9 protein-coding genes are annotated in these 21,609 nt (G+C 61.9%); 5 read left to right on the forward strand and 4 right to left on the reverse strand.

The window, feature by feature from the left end; translation table 11 throughout:
• Positions 1 to 143 precede the first annotated feature (143 nt).
• Genes ACYVH8_RS11240 through ACYVH8_RS11260 form a run of 5 tightly spaced genes read left to right on the forward strand, consistent with a single transcriptional unit; the run spans position 144 to position 13,463 of the window.
• Complete coding sequence (locus ACYVH8_RS11240) at positions 144 to 2,045, forward strand: hypothetical protein (RefSeq protein ID WP_460488946.1); 1,902 nt, start codon at positions 144 to 146, stop codon at positions 2,043 to 2,045.
• The gene (locus tag ACYVH8_RS11245) at positions 2,042 to 3,568 is read left to right on the forward strand and encodes a hypothetical protein (protein ID WP_460488947.1); all 1,527 of its coding nucleotides are present in this window, start codon (positions 2,042 to 2,044) and stop codon (positions 3,566 to 3,568) included. The genes ACYVH8_RS11240 and ACYVH8_RS11245 overlap by 4 nt, the downstream gene beginning before the upstream one ends.
• Complete coding sequence (locus ACYVH8_RS11250; RefSeq protein ID WP_460488948.1) at positions 3,568 to 9,039, forward strand: FtsK/SpoIIIE domain-containing protein; 5,472 nt, start codon at positions 3,568 to 3,570, stop codon at positions 9,037 to 9,039. The genes ACYVH8_RS11245 and ACYVH8_RS11250 overlap by 1 nt, the downstream gene beginning before the upstream one ends.
• Before the next feature lie 27 nt (positions 9,040 to 9,066).
• The gene (locus ACYVH8_RS11255; protein ID WP_460488949.1) at positions 9,067 to 11,424 is read left to right on the forward strand and encodes an ATP-binding protein; all 2,358 of its coding nucleotides are present in this window, start codon (positions 9,067 to 9,069) and stop codon (positions 11,422 to 11,424) included.
• Positions 11,421 to 13,463 (forward strand): hypothetical protein, encoded by a 2,043-nt coding sequence (locus ACYVH8_RS11260; protein WP_460488950.1) that lies wholly within the window; start codon positions 11,421 to 11,423, stop codon positions 13,461 to 13,463. The genes ACYVH8_RS11255 and ACYVH8_RS11260 overlap by 4 nt, the downstream gene beginning before the upstream one ends.
• 60 nt (positions 13,464 to 13,523) lie before the next feature.
• Here ACYVH8_RS11260 and ACYVH8_RS11265 read toward each other — a convergent pair whose 3' ends face one another.
• Genes ACYVH8_RS11265 through ACYVH8_RS11280 form a run of 4 tightly spaced genes read right to left on the reverse strand, consistent with a single transcriptional unit; the run spans position 13,524 to position 21,590 of the window.
• Positions 13,524 to 16,487 (reverse strand): hypothetical protein, encoded by a 2,964-nt coding sequence (locus tag ACYVH8_RS11265; protein WP_460488951.1) that lies wholly within the window; start codon positions 16,485 to 16,487, stop codon positions 13,524 to 13,526.
• 37 nt (positions 16,488 to 16,524) lie between these two features.
• The gene (locus ACYVH8_RS11270; protein WP_460488952.1) at positions 16,525 to 17,370 is read right to left on the reverse strand and encodes a phosphoadenosine phosphosulfate reductase domain-containing protein; all 846 of its coding nucleotides are present in this window, start codon (positions 17,368 to 17,370) and stop codon (positions 16,525 to 16,527) included.
• Positions 17,363 to 20,701: an ATP-binding protein gene (locus ACYVH8_RS11275; protein ID WP_460488953.1), complete on the reverse strand. Its 3,339-nt coding sequence runs from the start codon at positions 20,699 to 20,701 to the stop codon at positions 17,363 to 17,365. Before ACYVH8_RS11275 ends, ACYVH8_RS11270 begins: the two co-directional genes overlap by 8 nt.
• Positions 20,694 to 21,590, reverse strand: coding sequence for a DUF4007 family protein (locus ACYVH8_RS11280; RefSeq protein WP_460488954.1), 897 nt, complete (start codon positions 21,588 to 21,590; stop codon positions 20,694 to 20,696). The genes ACYVH8_RS11275 and ACYVH8_RS11280 overlap by 8 nt, the downstream gene beginning before the upstream one ends.
• Positions 21,591 to 21,609 lie beyond the last annotated feature (19 nt).

Consider the following 21,609-nt stretch of genomic DNA (forward strand, 5'->3'; position numbering starts at 1 on the left):
CTTTTCATCGCGCGTCTCACTGGCGTGGTGCAATTTCCCCCTGACGTCTTATCGGCAATAATGGCCTTTGAGGGCGCCTAGACGTCCGCAAAAGACAAAGGGGAGGGCAGTCCGGCCCTCCGGTTGTTCAACGGGGAGTAAGAATGACGAACGCTACGGCGGTACAGCCGGCCGCGCCAGCTTTAGGTGGTCATCCAGCTAGCGGCTGGGTGCGCTTTCTGCGGTCCTATGGGCCAACTCCGTCGAACACGACACTTTTCGACGAATACACCGTCGACGCCCTTCGCCGTGCCAACGTCAGCCCGATCCAGCTCACGAGCCCCCTGCTCGGGCAAATCATGGCGCGTGTGGACTCTGGTCTTCCTGGATCCATCCTAATTGCCGGAACAGCCGGAGACGGTAAGACGTATCACGCCAGAACCCTCTGGGGCCACATGGGGGGAACCGCGGCCGACTGGACGGACAAGAAGAAGCCCGTCAAGGAGATTTCCCTGTCGGATGGACGGGTGGCCATCTTCGTCAAGGATTTGACTGAGCTGTCCGACTCGGAGAGCGACGATGCGTTGAGCCTCTTCGAGCAATCGGTGTTGGCCGCCGAAGACAAGCGCTTCGTTGTCTTGGTGGCCAACCACGGGCAAATCTTGGAGAGGTTGCGGGAATGCGGCCGTCGCCAAGGCCGCGCGCATCCGCTTCGAGTGCCCATTCAAGAGGCGTTCCTTCAACGCGCGGCGGCTCCCGACCGGCTTGCGCTGTTCGATCTGAGCCGCCAAGCTCGCGCAGAGGCTGTCGAAGACGTGCTTCGAGCCGTCTCCGAGCACCCTGAATGGACGAAGTGCGGCTCATGTTCGTGGCACGGTAACGGCCGGGTATGTCCGATCATAGAAAACAGGAATCGGATGTTGGGGGCCGAAGACCAAGGTCGCCTTAGAAAGCGCCTGTCCGCCCTTGCCGAAATTTCCCGGGCCAACGGGACCCACCTACCGATCCGCGACTTGCTCGCGCTCGCGTCGAACATGATCCTGGGTCACCTCGAAGCAAAGGAAGGGCTGATGTCCTGCTCGGACGTGCCCAAGATCCAGGAGCGCGGGACGGTTGAGATGGCGAGCATCTACGACAACGTGTTCGGGGCCAATTTGAAGCGGCGCGCTTCGAACAAGCCGATCTTTCGGGCTCTCGCAGCGTTCGGCCTCGGCTCGGAGACCACCAACGGGGCGGACGGGCTCATGGTGTATGGGGCGGACGACCCGAAGTTAAAGGACTCTTTTGCCAGTCACCTGGCCTCGGACCCCGTCTACGGCGCCACGCCCAGCTACTTGGCGGGGCTTCACCGCTACTTGGAAGGCGAAGAGGCTGCTCGCGTGGACGACGGCGCCGCGGCCTTCCTGGCGCGCCTGGCGTCGCAGAGGCGCCGGCTCTACTTCGTCTTGCCCAAGGATGACCCGGACTACCGCTTCTGGTCGATGACCGCGTTCCGATTCGCGGGCGACTACTTGGACATGATGTCCGGATTGGCGGCTAAGCGAAACATCAGCGATGCCCTGCGCTCCCGGCTCGTTCGCGGGCTCAACCGAGTCATGACGGGCTTGTTGATCGAGAATCCGGACAAGCTCTTCGTCGCGAGCTCGGGCGGCTTCACCCAGTCGCGGATCAGCGTGTTGTGCGACACGGAGTCGCCGGCTCGCAGAACCCAGGGTGTAGGCATGAAGGTGGCGCTCGACGGCGTCTCCGGCAGCGGCGTCCTCGAAGTAGCCATCGCCGAAGGCGCTTGGTTCTCCGCGAGCCTGCAGCTCACCCCTGTCAGGTTCGAGTTTCTCTGCCGAGTGGCTGAAGGCGCTTTGCCTGGCAGTTTCTCAAATGAGTGCCTCGAAGACATGCTCGCTTTCAAGGCGCGATTGCTCCGAAAAGCCGAACTCGCCAAGAAGGACAGGTCGGCCGACGACGAGGATTCGGACGACGGCGCGAACGCGCTCACCCTGCGATTCATCGAGATCGAAATGAGTGGCCACGGCTACTCGAAACCTGTTACCGTCAGGACGCCGCAATGAGGCCAAGAATCGACAGCGTCGACTTCGCCGTCGACGAGCACGTCTGGGGCCATCGTCTCTACGACGAGCAGCTTCCGCACTTGGCGGTATTGGAATTTTTGACCGTTCTGGGATCCAACACCGACGCGCCATTGCGACCCGCCGGGGATGCGGCGCCTCGATACAAGCCACAGCGGCAGCTGAGGCTCCGAGCCCTTCTGTTCAACAACCCCTTCGTCGAGACCATCCGCGCGCGCCCTCTCTCCGAGCCCGAAAAATGGAACGCCTGGAGCGAACGATTCAAAAAAGACGCTGAGGGCCTCGCCGAGGCGGACTTCGCCTACCTGCGCGAAGCGTTCGGCGACTTTGAGGATTTCGCTCGCGCCGTGGAGCTGCTGCGCTCCTCGTCGTTCGAGGCGCGCAGCAACAAGCGCTGGAGCTCCAAGTTCGTGTTCCCGTTCGGGCCCGACGCGCTCTACGAGGACCTGCGCGTCGATGCGAAGGGCGCCGCCTCCAACGACCGGCGCTTCTTCGCCCGAACGGGCGAGCTCATCTATCTTATGCTCTCGCGCGCCCAGCGCGGGCCTGAGCTCGGCGAGAAGCTCGTCGCGCGCCTGTACGATCAATCGCTTCCGATGAACCGACTCGTGCGCGCGTTGCAAGGGCCGCCCCAGACCGCTCCCGACGACCGGCCCGTGGGATATCTGCCCTATGCGTCCTTGCCGCGCTTTGATCGCCTCTGCGAGGACTGGCTCGCGATCCTGTCACGAGACATGCCGGTATACGACGCACTCGAACACCTCATCTCGATCACCGGCCTGAACCTCATGTTGTATTTCCTCGAGCGCGGTAAGGCGCAAGCGGGCCAGGCGGAGCCCGTCGAAATCGTCTGCGAGATGGTTTCGCGCGAGCGCACCAAGGTCCGGGCTCTTTCGGCCGAGTCCTATCTGGCGAATCAAGGCTACTCGGCGGCTGCCATCCGGTTCTCGATCGAATCGACGAAGTTGTCGCCAGAGTGGGGCTCGGCCTTGGCGTCGTCCGATCCCAAGGCCGCCTGCGCCGCGGTGCTGCGATCGCGCTTCCAGTGGCCGCCGGAAGACGGTGGCGACGATGCTGACGCGCTGAACAAGGATGGGGACCAACTGGTCGAGCAGCTCGTCGAGAAAGCGCTTTCTCGCCACGAGCAGCACGTCGACAAAATCCATCCTGCATGGTCTCGCGCGATCGGGCTGAGCTCGCGGCGGCTGTCTCGCAGGACGCGCTACGCTCCAAACGATCGACTGCTCAAATCGCTTGTGGTGGCCATCGTCGAAAACCGCATGCAATTCGACGAGTTCTTGGCCGAGGCGAAGTCCCGCTACGGTCTCGTCGTCGGCGACGTCGAAGGCGCTCGGCTGATAAACGAGAAGCTGGTTGACCAGGAGGCGCTCAGCGACAACCGTGCCAACTTGGAAGCGCGCCTGGCCGGGCTCGGGCTTGTCCGACGCCTCTCGGATTCCTGCTCCTTCGTGGAAAACCCATTCGCCTCAGGAGGGCAAGTCTGATGCTCTCCAACAAAATCATCGGGCGCGTCGCGGCGACCATCCTTGCCCAGCGCCTTGGCGACGCCCGGCCCGAGGAGGGCGTCTCGCAATCGACTGCCATGTTCCGGCTCGACAAGCTTTCGCCAGAGCAGATCGCCGCGGTGGTCTGGGAAGTGGTCGGTAACCAGCAGCTTGCGGAGTTGGTCGACGTCAAAATCCCTGAGTCCTTGGTTATTGGCCAAGGACTGCCGCCTGAGGCGCTGACCGATCGCAACGCGGGCTTCGTCCGCAACGCGGGCACCAGCAAGCTGGCGCTCCTTACCGCCAACGGGACTGAGCAGAACCAGGCGGACACGCTGCAGCACGTTACGGGGCTGGGGGCCAAGGAATTGCGGGCCCATGAAGCGGCCTGGGTCGAGGCGACGTGCCACGTCGCGTCCATGGCGCCGACTCCCGAGGATCGGCAGGTCTTCGCCTCCGCGCTTCGCGGCCTGCTAGCCGTGGTCGACTTGTCTTTGATCCAACTCGGCGAGTTCTGCTCGAAGATCGCTGAAGCCTCGCAGCCCTCGCACGGTCGTGCGATCCGCGACGCGATCGGCTGGGCGCTCCCGTGCGTCGGACTCCCGCGCGACACCTCCTTCTTTTCGAATCCAAAGACCTATGGGGTGGCGATAACGCCGTGGCGTAAGGCGTTTGAGAAGCTTTACGCTAACCGCGCGCCTCTGCTGCGTCGCCTGCGTCCCACCGGCCAGCCGATCGACGCGGAGGAGATGCGCCAACGCCTCGACGAGAACGCCGCGCAGATCGAAGCGACGGTGATGCCAACCATCGTGGCGTTCATCGAGGCATCGGCTTCGGACGAGCAAGCGGTCGCCGCTCTTGCGGAACTGGAATGGGAAGGCGACGGCGTCCACCACATTTTCGAGAAGCCGCGCGAAAAGCAGCTCGACCTGGCCGAGGCGACGATCTACTTCTTCGACCATGACTGCGCAGAGCCCATGGCGCTCTCAGAGAAGTGGCGCAAGCATCTGGAAGACCTCAAGGCGCGACAGCGGCGCTCGGACTGGAACGAGGAGGACGAGGAGTTCTACGATCTCCACCGCCGCCATATGGAGCGCGACGACGCCAAGCTCAACGCGCGTTGGGAAAAGGTAATTTTCGGCAAACCGACGGAATGTACGGATTTCCTGCGCGGCGTTATCGAGGTGGCCCACACGCTGGTAGCCGGCGCCAAGGAGTCCGGCGCCGAGCGCTTCCTCCGATTCACCGTGAGCAAGGGCCGCAAGGAGTGGCGCGAGCGCTTCAACCACGATGTGGGCTCCTACTTCGGTGCCATGTATCGGGGCTTGAAGGAGCTCCTGGGGGCGAAGGCGGAGTGGAAGGTTGAGCGCATGGGGACAGCCGACCTCCCCGACCCGCTGTTTCGCTACCCCGAGTTCTTCGACTGGGAGCAGAAGAACCGCAAGGACAAGCCCAAGCCGGTGACGTCGGTCGCCCGGAATTCCTTGCAGATCAAATTCGAGGTCGCGCTCGTCGAGCGCCGCGCGGGCGGCGAAGAGATCATCGACAAGACGCAGCTCGTCTGGTCCTACAAGCCCGACGCCATCGGCATGTCTCTCGTGGACGACATGGAGCGCCTGCGCGAGAAGGGCGGGGTTGCCTGTACCGAGGTCCCCCGCCGCATGGTGAGTAAGAAGGGCGGCGTGCAAAGCGTTTCGCTCTCGGACACCAGCACGCTCGAGGCGACTTTCCAGCGCGACGCGGGATCTCTGGTGCCGCAGGCGGGCAAGCTGCGAAGCCTGCGCGCGGAGATCAAGAAGAGGATCGAGGACCTCCACGAGCGCGGGAAGCTGACGAACGAACAACGCGACGCCGTCAGAGCCGCCTGGAAGGCATTCGAAGAGGACTACGCGAAGGCACTGGAGGACTTCGTGGCGGTGGGGCTACACGGCGAAGCCGTGATGGGGCAGGCGGACTCGTTCGCCGCGCTGCTGCGGACGCTCTCGACGCACGCCCGCGGCGACGTCTGCCGATCGGAGCTGGTCTCCGAGATTCTCTCCATCGGAACCGTGAAGGTCGTCGGCGAGCAACCCTGCCTGATCGTTCCTCCTTGGCATCCGGAGCGCATGAAGGCGCTCGCGGTGAAGAGCCGGCGCGCTGCTGGCCTGGTGAGCCACATCCTCGGTGGGAAGGACGTGCTCTTCGGGGACCGGCACATCTTTTTCCGGGAGTTCTTCGACGAGCTCGCCCACCCGTTCTATCCGGAGATCGCGACGATCTCGCGAGGCGGCGAGCCCATGCTGGTCGCGGAGAGCAGCACGGTCAACGGCTACAGCCTCTTGGAGGCGCCGGTCCGGGGCGAGGATGACACGCTCACCGACGTGGACCCGACGAGCGCGGCCAAACAGGTGCGCGAGTTGCTTTCGCGCTACGTGGGGCTGCAGCCGCACGAGGCCGACAACCTCAATGTCGTCCTCTACAACGCGGACGCCGCGGAGCTGCCTCTGGCCGTCGTCCGCGAGTTGTCGGGGGATCAGTCCCACGAGGACTTCAAATGCGGGGTTTCCGTACGCCATCGCGATCCCGCCAAGCTGCGGCGCGTCTATGCGGAGTTGGTTAGCAAGGCGGGCGACGACCCCGACATGCCGGTGGTTAGCGAGACCTCCGACACGTTCATGTCCAAGCTTCGAATTGCCGTCGTTCCAGCATCGGCTACGCCCGTGCGAGAAGCCGGGGCGTTTCGGCCTTACGACGTGGCATTCTTGCACGATGTGGTGTCGCGCACGGCCTCGGTCGACTGGGCGAAGTTCGGCTGGATCAATGAGCGCCCAAGCCTCGAGCATGCCCCTTCGCGCTGGTCTTATCGCAGTGTCTCCGGTGAGAACGAGCTCAAATCAACTACGTTCCTGACCTGTCCGATGCAGACCGCAACCGGCTGGACCTACGTCTCGGCGGTCGCGTCCCTGGTCAGGCAGGAGGACCCCGTGGACGGCCAGCTCCTGCTGCCCGTACGCCGCATCTCGCTGCAAAACGAAGCTCTCAAAGCCACGCTTGACGACGCCCACGGGCTGGCCGAGTGGGTCGCGACCTACGATGAGCTCTTGGACAAGCGCCAGCTCCAGGCCAACGGCATCACGGTGGTCCGATACCGTCGCGCGAGCACCAACGGCCGCAATATGATCGTGAGCTCGACCTCCGAGTTGCGCTTGCTGCGAGTGCTGGCGCGGCGCAGGCTCTCCGAGCTGGGCCTCTCGATCCCTCCCGACGCCCTCGACGAACTGGCCACGCGGATGGAGAAGGACGCCCTGTCGGTCTCGGGCGACATTGTGCTGAGGGCCGCCAAGCGCGGCGTATCGGCCGGAGAGATGCTGGGCCTGGTCATGAGCCGGCACTTGGTGGCCCACGAGCTCCTGGCGCTGTCGGGCTCGGGCTCGCGCCCCGCCTTCACCGTCTTCTTCCTCCTCGACGACTACGCGACCTGGCTCGCGCAGAAGGAGAGTCGAATCGCCGACTTGCTTGGCCTGTGCGTCGAGGAGCGCGATGGAGTCGTCCACTTGCATATCGCGATTTGCGAAGCCAAATACGTGGGTGCGCCGGGCGCCGCCGAGGCGCGCCGATCATCCAAGGCGCAGTTGATGGCCACCTTGTCCACGTTCCGCTCCGCCCTGTTCGGCGACCCGGGACGATTGGATCGCGACGTGTGGCTCGCTAGGCTAGCCGACTTGCTCCTCGACGCCGACGTACCGCCCGCGTGCTCGGATCTGCTGCAGCGCGCGCGCTCCGGTCTGCGGGACGGTGATGCGCTAATTTCGCTGCGCGGCTACTCGCACGTCTTCGTGCACACGGCCGACGCGGCCAACAGCTTCAACTCCGATCAAATCAAATTGGAGGAAGCCGATGGCGTGGAGGCGTGGCAAGAGGTCTTCGAGCGCCCGGATCTGCGCGCACTGGTCGAGGGCTACGCGAGCGAATCCGACCCTGCCGCGGTGCGTTCCCGCCTCGGCCCGATGACGCCATGGCTCGATTGCAACCCTATGCCTCCCGCTGGGCGCGTGTCGTGGACTTCCATGATCGAAAGGCTCTCGCCACTCGGCGGTGGAGCTGGCGATGCGGGACCTGTCGTCGGAGGAGGCACTTCTCCCGCGCTTGGGCTGGCGTCCGGATCTTCAAACGGCGGCGAGGCGAAGACGGTTGAGACTCCGGCCGCCCCTCCGGCCGGGCAAGAAGCTGCGCCAGTTACTCCGACGCCCTCGACGGCCTCCACGAGCCCCGCGAGCGCCGGATCTCAAGCCGCCATCGGCTCCTCTGGCGCCGGGTGGTGCGGCGCCGAGCTTGCCGGCCTCATCGAAGCGAAGGCCGCGGGATCCTCTGAGCGGCTTGACGAGCGTGGGCAGTGGGCCGAGGAGACGACTCGCAAGTTGAAGACGGCCCTGAACAGCTACGGACTTCAGGCGGGCATCCTGGGCACCAGGCTCACTCCCAACGGATGCCTTGTGAGGCTGGCGGGGTCAGACAAGTTGAGGGTGGAGGACATCGAGGCCAAGCGCACTCAGCTCCTGACCACCCACGCGATCAACCTTGTGACTGTGCAGCCCAAGCCCGGAGCGATCGTCGTGACGGTGGCCGGCGAGAAGCGCCAGTCGGTGTCGCTGTGGGAGCTTTGGTCGCGCCGCGCGGTGAACCGCAACGCCGCCGGCATCAACACTTCCTTCGTCCTGGGCCTCCAGGAAATCAACGGCTCGATCCTTTACTTGAACCTGGGCTCGGAGTTTGGAGGCCTCTCCTCGCATGAGCCGCATTCCCTCGTGGCGGGCGCGACGGGCAGCGGCAAGTCGGTGTTGATCCAGGCGCTCTTGCTGGACATCGCCGCCACCAACTCTCCTGCGCTCGCTAAGATCGCCCTGATCGATCCGAAAATGGGCGTTGACTATTCGGCACTCGAAGCGCTGCCCCACATGCGGGAGCCCATCGTGACCAGTCGTGAGCGCGCGACGCAGCTCCTCGACGAGCTGGTGGAGGAGATGGAGAGCCGCTATCGCCGATTCGCCTCCGCACGCGCTCGCGATCTGTCCACCTACAACGCCAAGTCCGGGGCCGAGGAGAGGCTTCCCATGCTCTTCGTCGTTCACGACGAGTTCGCAGATTGGATGCTGGAGGACGGCTACAAGCAGGCGGTGGGATCGGCCGTACAGCGGCTCGGCGTTAAAGCGCGGGCTGCCGGTATTCACTTGATCTTCGCTGCACAGCGTCCCGATAAAGACGTTATGCCGATGCAGCTCCGCGAAAACTTGGGGAACCGGCTGATCTTGAAGGTGGCCAGCGAAGCGACCTCAAAAATCGCACTTGACCGGCCAGGCGCGGAGTTGCTTCTTGGGAGGGGCCATTTGGCCGCGAAGCTCAACGGAGAACAGGGCCTTGTCTACGCCCAAGCTCCGTTTTTGAGCGACGAGGACATGAGCCTCGCGGTCGCCGCCATCGCGGAGGGCGTCTGATGCAAAGATTCTCTGGAGACTCATCCAATGGCTAATTCGTTTCGTGTGGCCGCGCGCGCGCTTCGGCAGATGGGCGCGGAGCTGATTACCTCCGACGATGTCGCGCTCAATGAACTGATCAAGAACGCGTTCGACGCTGGTTCCCCGCGAGTGGAGGTGCTGCTGCATGCTCCCGCAGACGCCGCGACTCTGTCGCTGCTGCGAGAACGCCTATTGGCTACACCGCCAAAGATCGGCAAAGAGGCGGCGCGGGAGGCGTTTCAAGGCGCCCTGGCGTCCGAGCTCGCTTCGCGTGAACGCGCGGCCATGCTCCATGAGTTCGACCAGGCCGCGATAAACGGGCTGCAGGCGGTGGCGACGTTTGTCGAAGGTTTTCTTGCGACGAAGTTCAAAATTGTTGTGCAGGACACAGGCTCCGGCATGAGCGCGGACGACCTCGACAGTCGGTTCCTAGTTATTGGAACGCCTGGCAAGCTGCTGGCGAAGAAAGCCGCCAAGTCTGGCGATCCAATAATTCTGGGCGAGAAAGGTATAGGACGCCTCTCCATGATGCGTCTTGGACAAGTTGCCGTAGTCAAATCCAAGATGGCTGGCCAACGTCTATGGCACCAGGTGCGGTTCAACTGGGAGGACTTCAACGACCCTTCTCTTTTCCTTCATCAAATTGAAGTTAAAGTGGAGCCCGCCGAACCAGCTGCCGCCGACGTGTCGGGAACCGTGATTGAGGTCGCCGACCTGAATTCGTTTTGGACTCAGGAGAAGATCGCCTCGTTCGTCCAGAAGTATCTCCGCCGCCTCCAAGACCCTTTCGCCAAGCGGCGCAAGCGGTTTCCTGTGGATGTTCTGCTGAATGGAAAGCGGCAACCGATCGCCACTCTCCCCGATTGGCTTGCGGAATGCTCGCAGTTTCGCGCGCACATTGTCTTCGATCCCGGAGGAGTGGATTCGGAGGGGAGCGTCATGCGACGGTCCCTTTTATGGAGAGGCAGCGATGCACCTGACGAACGAGCCTGGAAGTCGGCGGAGCTCTCGGACCGGCTCTCCGTCCCGCAGAGCCTCTTCGAAAGCCTTGGTCCGTTCGAGGCGACGTGCCTCTGGTTCAATCGCCAGTCGCTCAATGCTCAGGCGGTTGATCGCAGTCGCACCGATATTTCCAACGAGTTGAACGTGTGGTGCGGTGGCTTCGCTATTTACCGCGACGGATTCAGGGTTGGGCAAACCGGCGGAATGGACGACGACTGGCTGGAGTGGGACAGCCGCGCGCTAAGAACGAAGGGCTACGCCCTCAACCGATACCAGACGGTCGGCAGCGTGGCGATTTCATCGGAGCGCAATCCTCGGCTGATCGATGCATCTAATCGGGAGAGATTGGTCTCGTGCCCCGAGCAGCAGTTGCTCAAGACATTGCTGGGCGTGGAGATCGTCGCGGATCTACGGGGACAAATTAGCGCCACTCAAGAGGCGCAAGTCAAGATCGCAATCGCCGAAGAGTCGACAGAGGAGTCGCTTCGGCAAAGCGAGAACAATCTCGCGCGGACCCTTAAGGCATTCAATCAAATCGCGAAGGAGGTTCCTGCCGAGCACAAGGACAAGGTGCTTCAAGTTCGGGAGGCGATTAGCGATCAGATTGAATATGTGAGGACGATCAAGCGGGCGCTCGACATGGCTCAGGAAACGCGCGTCGAATTGCTCGAGCTCGCCAACATCGGTCTAGTTGTCGAAGTCGTGGTCCACGAGCTTGCGCGCCTTACGGAGCGCACTGGCGAGCTTCTTGCTCAACTAGAAGACGGAACGCGCCGAGTTGATGTGGTCGAGGTAATCGACAACTTGCGCAGGCAGATCGTCGCAACCAATAAAAGGATACGAACCGTGGATGCGATGAGCCCCTCTGGGCGCAACCGCAAAGAGACCTACGATGTCGTAGCGCAGACCAAGACTATAGTTGATAGCTTCAAAGCTCGAATGGTCCGACACGGCGTCGAGGCGTTAGTGACTGTCGACGGCAAGCCGCCTAAGCACGAGTTCGGCGTCCACATGGTGCGCGGCTTGGTTGCACAGGCGCTCGAAAACCTTATTGTGAACTCGCTGCATTGGGTCCGACAGGCTTTGAAGGAGGGCGAAGGCACGCCGACTATCCATGTCGACATCGACACGCGAGCCAGTGCGATTACCGTCACAGACAACGGACCTGGTGTCGATCCGCGCTATGCGAAAGCCATCTTCAAGCCTTACTTCTCGACGCGAAAAAAAGGCAAGGGCCTTGGCCTCTACATAGCCTCGGAGCTCGCTTCGTATCACGGTGGCAAGCTCTATCTCGACGAGTCTCCGGATGCGGACGGAAGGCTCAGGACCTTTGTTCTAGAGCTTCCCAGGGAGGAAAAGTGATCACACACGAGATCAGAAAAGCGGCCGAGGTTGACAAGAAGCCCGACCAAGAGGATGGGGGCAAGACCGAGGCCCCGGCGGCGGAGGCGGCAGTTCAAGGCGTGCCGGACGGGGGCCAGACCAAACCGCCCCGAATTCTTGTCGTCGACGACGAATTGGTTCAGTTCGTATACGCGCAGCTTCGCGAGAGCGAGCCTGAGATCGAGGCGGTCCTTGGTGATGTCGACGGACCAGAGGTTAAGGAGCTATTGATTCTCTGTGCGGAAAAGATGGACGTGAGCGCGTTCAATGGTGATTCCAAGGCCTTCGAGCACTTCCTGACATCCGACGCGTTTGTTCAAGACTTCCTTCTCACCGATTGGTTTCGCGGGAAGGCTAGCGCGGACCTTCTTGGGAGGTTCTCGAACTTTCTTACGCGCGCTGACCGTGGCAGCGCGCTACGTCGGGAATTCGACTTGGCGTTTCCTGCGCCAGCCTATGAAATTCATTTTGTCGGCAAGCGCCCCCCGCGTGCCGAAGCCGTAGTTTTTGATTTCTTGTTCTTGGATTTGGTCCTGGTTGGGAGCGCAACGCCGGTTGACGATTTGAAAAAATATCTGGGAGAACTTTCGGCGGAGTCGGGCGACAAGCTCATGCCGCCCATCGTCGCGATGTCAACAGCCGAAGCGGAGTTGACGAAGCACCGGCAAGAGTTCAGCAAGGCATCCCAGATCAGCGCTGCCGGCCTCTGGATACTTCCAAAGTCGGATCTGGCTTCTGCGGATTTCAAGGCTCGCGGGCTGCGTGTTCTTTTCGATCAGCTAATGGCTCAGCGCGCGGCCTCCCAAAGCATGCGCGCATTCATACGCAGTTGGTCCGACGCGCTCAAGAGGGCGGCGGATGCCGCCGAGACTACGCTGTGGAACTTGGACGCGGCTGCTATCCAGCGCGTTCACCTCACCGCGAATGTTGACAACGATCCATTTGATGGACATCTCGGGGACCTCATTAGTCGCGAGTATCTTTGGCACGTGGAACGCGACAAAACTGTGGCCAAAAAAATCTGCGAGCTAGATGTTTGTTTTCGCAAGCACATGGACGGCGCCGATGGATTGAAGACTCGCTTCATGTCGCCAATTGTGAACCCCGAGGTGGCTCGGGCCTTCTTCTCGCACTACGTCTGGAGCGGTTGGCCCACAGGCGATGCGTTCTACGGACCGACAGTGGAAAAACCGGAGGAGCGATTCAACTCCACGCTCCCATTTGGTTCGGTCCTGGCTTCAAACCTCAAAGCTGGCGGCGAGTGCCTGATCCACGTGACGCAACAGTGCGACTTGAACGTCGCCACCAAGGGAGGTCAAGGTGCCAACCGATCTGCCGTCTTCGCGATCGCGGAAGTTCACGAGGCCCTTCCTCACCATCTCGCTCGCTTCGATAGCAGGGATCTTGTCGCCGTCGGCCTAAAAACCGCCGCAGGCGCGTTCGACTTGCAATATGCGCCAGGCCGAGTCCTGGCGATGCCAATTGCCGACTTTCTGAAGCGAGCTGAGGCCGAGAAGCTCGCGGTAGTTGGCAGGCTGCGTTTCGATGTCGCCGCTCAGTTCGCGCAAGCTACCGCGAATCAATTGACTCGCCCAGCGGCATTCAAGATGGCGCGCGATTCCGAAGTTGTCGTGAAGGCATTCTTGCTTGGCGAGAAAATCCCCAAGAATCCGGCGACCGCATATGTGGACGCGACAGGGAGCCACCGCTCGATGATCGCAGTTCGTGGTGGCGATCAGTCGCTCGCATTCCAAGACGACGATGGAATGCGGCTTGCGATTTGGCTGGAGCGCATGCTGATCGCCCACTATGGGTGGGCGGAACTGGATTTGGCCACGCTGTCCAATAAGTTGCGGCTTGGTGTTAAAGCCAAGCAAGACATTTTGAACAATGTGCGTCTGGAATTGCACTACGGAAAAATTACCACTCCGCAAGATACCATCGACGGCCTTGCGGCACCGAAAGGCGTGGCTGTCAAGCTGGTGCTGATCGCGGACGAGTCGACAAAGGCGCCGTGACTGGGCGGAATGGGAACCGCGCTCACAACGCAGAGGACATCACAAACGTGGCCAGGGGCTTCACGATACTCTCGCCGCGCGCAAATGTAAGAGAAGCGGCTGGTCTGGAGCCCACCGAGCTAGTCGTCCCTTGAGGTCGTCGAGCATTCCGCTAGGCACGCCCCACCGCCGCGCCAAGTAGACGAAGAGCCAGTTGTCCTTCTGGCGGGGACTGCCCCAAAAACCAACCCCCGCACATGCAGCTGCGAGCGGGGCGATATCGAGTTGCTCAGATTTTGCATTCCGGACGTTGCGTTCGAACTGCGCAACCGCTGCTTCGAGGTTGAGCAGCGCCTTCAATTCATGAACTGCATCTCCGCCCAGCTCGTCCATCCAAACGTCGTCCATGTCGTAAACCGCCTGTTCCGCCCAAGGCAGCAGTTCTGACTGCAAGCTAGACGGAAAGGCCAAAGGGCTCAATTCGTTGCTGAAGCCAATTAGAAAGGTCATTCCGAGCAGGTTGCGAAGCGCGCCGGAGCAAGCGGCCAGATCGAAGGGATGTTGGCCGAAACAACCTTCGAGCGTCCCTGCAATGTCGTCGACGCCTGCCTCGATAATTTCGATATTTGGCAAGGTTGGCCAGTCGCCGTCGAGGCCTATCTCGAGGAGCAGGTTTCCGAATTCGCCTAGCGCATTGCCCAAATAGGCGCGCATGCCTATCGTGTAAAACTGACTCGCCGCCATCGTGTAGCGGGTTGCTGCCTCACTATGGTTTCCGAGATATGCCTCGCAGTTGCCGATCTGATGGTGGAGCTGACCTTTATTGACAGCGATGGATTGGCCTCGTACCATCGCGAGTGATTTTCGATAGGCATTCGCCGCCGCTTCGTATTCGCGTTGCGCCAGCAGCGCACCGCCCAAGAGGGCATAGGCTGACGACAGGTCGTTCTCGATGCTCTCAGTGCCTTCATTTTCGTCAACCGTCTTTGACGCGGAGGCAAGCGCTTCCTCGAAGTGCTCGATGGCGGCAAGAGCTTGCGCTTGGACCACGCCCTGCTTCCGTCCAAAGCTGGCGGCCGCTGCGCGGCAGAGAGCCACGTTACCGCGGGTCTCTGCATCTCGTCCCTGGATCTCGATCTCGTCGAGTAGGGCAATGGCCGGCTTGATGTCGATACGTTCGTGACTTCGATGAGCGAGGGCGACCATTCGCGTCAGCAGGCCGCTTGCGCTCTTCATTCTCCCTTCGCGCATAGCAATCCGGGCGCCGCGCAGCATCACTTGACTGCCAACGTCACCCAATTGAATCACGAAGAAATATCGCATTAGCGCCGAGCAAACCCCGGTGGCCATCACGCCCAGCTCAGCGTCACCAAGCTCTCCCTCGGCGAGATCGAGAACTCGAAGCAAGTTCGGCAACTCCTCTTCGAACCGGCCCAGCATGTTCGGCAGACCGCTATTCTCCTCCGAGTGCATGTCGATCACCGCCGCCATCAGTGCGAATTCCTTCGCCAATTGCATGACAAGGCGCCGAGCCTCCTGAGGCCGCTCTTCCCGCAAGCGAGCAACCGCGTAGCTGGCAATGGGCGAAAGCATGTGGACCCGCTCCCGCGCTTCCCCTTGGCCCCTTACTTCGATAAGGCCCCAGCGCCGAGTGGCCGCGATTGCAGACTGGCCGTCGCTGACCCAGGTCTGGTCGTGATCGAGCATCCGGCTAAACAATCCGCCAGGCGCGTTGGCGACTACATACAAAAGCTTTTGCTCGTCCCCAGTCAGGGCATCGTAGGCGAGAGAAAGGCATGTCTTAAGGGACGTGAGCCTATTTTGCGATGACCTTTTTTGGATCTCGAGAAGATCGGCGCCGCGCAGCTGGATTTGGTTCAGCGCGACGGAGCTCGACCCAAAGTAGTTGATCAACGTTGCGGTGATGCGAAGTGTCAACGGGTGGCCGTCAGAGAATGAAATGAGTTTGCTTATGCTGTAGACGTCGGTAGGCGTGTTGGGTCTTAGGTAATGAGAGAGGAGTTTCTCGCTTGCTTCGATCTCTATTCCTTTGAGCTGCACGTGATGGTCTACTTGCGCTTGAGCTAGGTCCGCCTGCGAAGTGACAATGATTTGCGTGTCTTTAAGACTGGCTTGCAATTGCGTTATCCAGTCGTCGACAGCGTCAATGCCCGGCGCCTTGAGTTGCTCCAAGCCATCGATGACCAAACAGGCCTGCATTTTGTCCAAGAGGGAATCGAGCGGCTCGGTGCCACCTTGCTGCACGCTTCGTAGTGAGATATCCAACGCCGCTCTCAGCGCCTGCATACTGTCGTATCGTTCCGCCTCGACCCACAAAACAGGCCTTCCCGTATCGGCGACTTGAAGGGCCCTTAGGACGAGCTGTGTTTTCCCAATGCCGCCTGGTCCGTGAACGAAGATATATCGGTCAGTGCGCAGTGAGTCACAAATGTCTTCAAGTTCCTCTACTCTCCCGACAAATAGCGGGTCAGCCTTCGGCAACGGAAAGTTTGGCCCGAGGCTCAAGCGGCTTTTCAGGTTCGCTCTAAGCCGTTCGATGCCAGCTGCCTTCAGCCTCCTAAGCTCTTCTGTCGGGAGGCTGTGATGCGCGTCATGCTCGCTATGACAAGCCGAGCAAATCCGAAGTAAGTTGTGATGATGGTTGCAGCGCGAACTCGCCCACGGCTCGATGTGGGCTGTTTCAACTGAGATGCCCGATCCACACCGCATGCAAGAGCCCGCGCTTTCAGCGTGCAGATATGCGAGCACTTTTTGTGGTGGATCGCGGCGCGCTTCACCGATCTCCGCCCATGGCTCCCTCAGGTAGCTGTCAAATGCATCGAGCTCCGAAATCGAGAATCTAGTTAAGCCTTTGACGTCATGGGTAAGGAGCCGCCTCTTTTCGCCTGGGCGCTTTTGAAAGCCACGACTCGTGTAGTAGAACAAGAGCTCCGGGGTAATACCCAGATGAAGGGCCGCTTCCCATGCAGCAAGCATCGTTTCGGCGGGACGCTTGCGTTCGGCGCTGGGAGGTGGGGTAGCCACGCTGCAGGTTCCGGCTTGCGGAGTAGGACGCCCTAACCTATTTGTGGCATACGACGCATGCGCCGCCGCCTTCGTCCTCGCCGAAGAGGTCGTCGATGTCCTCGGAGCCGGCGATCGACGCTGGACGCAGTGGGTTGATCGGGCGGTTAGCCAGGTCGCGCTGCTTGCGGCGATCGTAGTCCGCCACGATCTGGATCACGCGGGCTGGCTTCTCCAACTCGTCGAGCGATTCGCCCTTCGACCACGTGAAGGGCGAGCCATGTTCCAAGGCGTTCTTCTCGTAGCTCTTTGCCTCCTCGAACGCGTCAGGATGCCGCTCCTTCAAGCGGACCCACTCGATCTTCTGCTGGAAGAAGCAGAAGGTGCAGCCGCTGCGAGAGCGCCAGTCGTAATACTTCGGCATCCCAACGCCCGAGGACTCGAGGATGTCGTGCACCCCCTTTTTGTCGACCCCCGCCTCCCGAAAGGGCAGGCTCACCGTCAGGTTGGGATGCTTTGCGCTGTAGCCTTCGCGGTAGTCCTCGTCGGATCGGATCGCTACATAGCTTGTCACCATGTCCCCCGCAGCGAGCATTGGCTTGACCCACTGCTCGAACGGCGCGAGTTTCAATTGGCGGGTGCACCAACGGGTTTGAGGCGAGGGCAGGAAGTGGTTGTATTCGCGCAGCCAGAAGTCGAAATCGCGACGCGGATTCAACCTGGCGATCGGCTTGCCCAGGAAGCCTTCGAGGCGGCCTAGGAACTCATAGACCTCCGGCAGCTCCTTGCCGGTGTCGGTGAAGAAGTAGTCCACGTCGAGCTCGGGACGATGCTGCCTAACGTAAACCGCCAGCGCCGCGCTGTCGCGCCCGCCCGAGATACCGAGCACATGTCGTTCAGCCATGGGTGGAACTCCTGTCTTTGATGTCTTTCTCGCTGAGCCGCATGCCAGTCTTCGCCAGAGCCGCGAACAGCAGTTCGGTGTCCAGGCCTTGCGCCATCAGGTCCGCGACGAGCCTGTCGACGAGCTTGTCCAACTTCGGCGCGTGCTTGTCAGAGACGGAAAACGCGCGAGAGAGCGTGCGCGTCTCGGGACCGGCTCCGAAAACCACCGCAAACGCATCAGTCTTGGGTTTGCGGCCCTTGACTGCCACGAAGGCTTCGTCGCGCCGAAATCGCAGGGCAGCCTGGGCGATGTCGAGGCTCGCTGCGTCGATATCGCGGTCGTTCCAGTCTCGCGGAGGCTTGTTCGCAGCCAAGCTCAGAATGCCTTCGATGGTCGCGCGGCCACCGTCGTGCTTGGCCAAGCGAGCGCAGAACGCCTCTTGGCGAAGATCGCCGCTCACACCCTCGAGCGTCTCGGCCCGGCGGCGCAGACTCGCCAGGTCATCGCGAGAAGCGTCAAGCTCGGCGAGCATGGCCTCTTCTATCCCGAGCAAGAGTTGGTCGTATGCGCCCACAAGCTCGGCGACCGGCGCGCGCAGCTCCTCGACGAACTGGGCCCCCACTTTCCCGTCAAGTGCGGCCGGCAGGTCGACGAACAGCACGCGGTGAGGGTCGTTCGCTTTGAGAAGGGTGTCGCGAACTGCGCGGGCCTTGGCGCTCAAGCGCATCGTGCGCTGCGACCAGGCCGGTAAGGCGAAGACGACGGCCACCAGGCCGCGCGCGGCTTCTAAGGGGTCCATGGACTCCGGCGCGGCTCCGAGCTCGGAGAGGACCTTTGCCACGCCTTCGAGAATTGCCGTCTTTTGCTCGTCGATCACGATCCAACGCAGCGAGAATCGGCTTGCGTCTTGAAGGTATTCGTCGAGGTCTGCCTCGGTCAGCTCGGGGACAAACACGCCGTCCTTGTAGAGCGCCAAGTTTCCCTTGTTGGAGAGCAGGAAGGCCGTCAGGTAGACCGGCATGATGCCGGCCCTCATGCCAATCGGAGGGGCCGCCCAACGCGCGTGAATATCAGTCGCCGAAACGCGTGCCGCGGAGTCACCCAGCAGCTTTCGAGTCTCCTCCCAGAGACCCTTGAAGCCCGCGGACTCGTCGTCGCGCGGGGCCGAGAACCTCCATTGGCCATCAGGCGCTTGCACATGCAGCTTCGGGTGGGCGAGAAGCGCAACATGCAGCCCGCGCTCCGCAGGGAATCCCTCGATGCCGAGGTTCTCCAGGCTCTCGTGTGAGAGCATCCTATGCATCAGATCGCGACGCGCCTTGACGCTGTTGCTAGACGGGCTCTCGCGATTCACGAGCTCACTCCACACCCCGGGGGCCTGGTCGTAAAGCTTGTCGGCCAGCTTGGAGGCGATGCGGGACAGCTTCAGCCCACTCTCCGCTGGCTCAGAGTCGAACTGCCAGCGCGCGTTGAGGATGCCGGCGCGCAGCTCCTCCTGGAGGCTGGAGCGGACCTCGGCAAGCCTGGCGTGGACCTCTCGCCGCGCGACGGCGTCGCCTTGGAGCTCATGCCGGGCTTGGACCTGTTGAAGCGCGACGAGCTCGGAGCCCAGGTCTTCGATCTTCGCGAAGTTCGGGGGCACACCCACCACGACGGGCCAAGGCCGCAGCCGCGCGTGCTGCGCAGCCAAGCGCGACGAACCCTTGAGATCCGCGCCTCGATCGGGCAGGGCGAGGAGGAACGTTCCGAACTCGCCTCGCGCCGGTTCAAACTTCTCGGCGAGCTTCGAGGCGTCGGCCAGCCGGCAGAGCGCCATGTTCATCCAGCGCATTGTCCCGGTCTTGTGATAGTGCCGCTTGGCGACCACGGGATGAAGGTTCGCGAGGCTCGATAGCAGGCCGAAATCGAGCGCGGGCTGAGCGGAGCGCGTCTGCGCGATGGCCGCTTCGATATCGAAGTCGCTGCCCTCGAATACTGACCAGGCCGAGATGTGCTTCTTGAACAGCAGCACCCGCATTGCGGCAAGCTCGGAGAGCGCCGCGTCGACGCGCTCTCTAGGAACATCCGAGAAGATCGCAGCGAGCACGTCGAGCTCCGCGGCCAAGCCCGAACCGTTGCGGAACAGGTCGATGACTGCCACGTTCTTCATCAAGGCGACAAGCAGCTTGTCGCCGCTCTTCGCCTCGGCCCGTTCCACGGCCTCCACGGCCTGCGCCCAGCGGTGTCCGTCGGGGGAGGCCAGAATCGCCGGCTCCAAATTAGCTCGCAGGTAGTCCCAGTAATCGTCGGGCCGATACCAGCGCCGGCTCTTTGAGGGCGTCGCCTGCAGGTAAGAACGGAACCCATGTGGCTCCACGGAGGCCAGGAAACCAAATACACTGCGCTCGTTCTGGCCAAATTGACGCTTGGAAATCGGCCCGAGAAGGGCAGCCATCGCCGGATGCAGAGGACAGCACTTGGCGAGGCTCGTGGCGAAATCGGGGCCGACGGCCGGCCTCCGCGCGCGGATCGACGAGGCAACAGCCTCGGCCGCCGGGTCACCTCGATCCTCCGGGATCTTGCTGATCACCGCACGCCCAATGAGCTCGACGACCTCGTCGCTCGCGGCGACGAGCGGGATATCGGAATAGCGGCCTTGGACCTTCGCCCACCCGTCGCGAGTCTCGATGCCCAGGCGCTTCGCGTATTGGGCGAACGCCTGATGCAAGATGCCGACGACGACGATCTTGCCTTTCAGGCGGCCAGCGCGCTCAGCCAGGTCTTGGTAGAAGTTGACATCGTCCCCGAGCTCAAGCGCGGAGGCTTCGAGGAACTTCCCCATCTCGTCGATCAGGACTAAGACGCCGTCCCAGACTCGCGACTCCGCGGCCTCGCAGAGTTGATCGATCAGAGCGGTGGGGGTAAGCCTTTTCGGCTCGCCTCGTGTTCCTCGCGCTTTGTGCAGAGCCTTGGTGAGCTCCTCGACGACGCTTGCCCGTTTGCCGACGACCGGAAGAATCAGCCAGCCGCGCCTACATGCGAACGCCTCATCGAACGACGGAATCTCCGAGGTGCGCAGCAAGTCGCGAGCCTTTTGGCGCACGGGCTTGGACTCTGAGAGGGCGCTTGCGAGCGCGACGGCCAACGATGACTTGCCTCCGCCGAAGGGGCCGGTAAGGGTGAAGGCTCGTTGATTGCTCTGCGCGAGCTGAGTGGCCATGCTCTCCAGAGCGCCGCGCGCAGTCGCGTGGCAGATGTAGCCGTCGAGGGCGTCAGTTCGCCCCAGGTCGACGTCGATTCGGATCGAGCGCTGATACAGCCGCGAAATGCTTACGAACTCCGACAGTGGCTCGTCGTCGCGTTTAGCCATGGTAGGCCTTCTTCAACATGCGATCGGGGAGCTGAGCTCCCTTGGACGGGTCGCGCATGACTTGGCGCAAGCCTGCCGAGTCCGTCCAGGTCAGCGCGTTGCGCGTAAGGTCGGCCAGTCCAAAAAGTCGCTCGGCGACCGACTCTTCGTCGAGCTTGAACACGCGGCCCGGCGAGCCTTCCCCATACACGATGGTCTCGAAGGCTAACGAGTTCTGGCTGCCGCCCTTGCTCTTCCAAAAATCCAGAAGCGCGAATGCGAACAGTCCGTCGCTCAGAGTGGACTTCGGGCCTCTCCGAAAGGCGAAATGCCCCTTCTTCTCCTCGTAGATGAGGCCGAGCTCGGCGAGCATGGGCTCCGCGTATTCCTCGGGCGACGCGCCAGACGCGCGGGGCGCATAGCCGCGGATACAAGTCTCGATATCGCGCGAGAAGGTCGCAGGCGAGAGACGCCGATTGGCGTCGATGCTCTTGGCATAGTCGGCCAAGGGCTCCTCGAGCTCATCGCGCGTGAACGTCGGGCCCACCACGTGGTTGAAAAGCCAATACCAAGTTGTCGCACGGGTTCCCCGGCCCGCAAGGCACCAATGGCAATACCAAGCCGTGGTGGGATGTTCGGCGTAAGGGTCGTAGCCGTCGTCGGAGAAGATGAGCCGCCCGTTTTCCGTCAACGGGTAATCCGCGTTGCCGTCGGGCTCTTTGATCACGTCGCACGCCAAGGCCCAATGCCTGATGGCTGCCACCATGTTCTTACCGACGCCAAATTCGGCGATGGCTGCCTCGTCAGCGAAGGCGGAGCGTTTCACCACGCCATCTTTGGCTTGGTCGAACGCTTTCTTGAGCCACATCTGCCGCAAAGGAAACGTCTCATGGCCAGCGAAATGCGCCACGGGTCTTTCAGCAGTATTT

It is taken from the genome of Curvibacter fontanus (assembly GCF_054780335.1).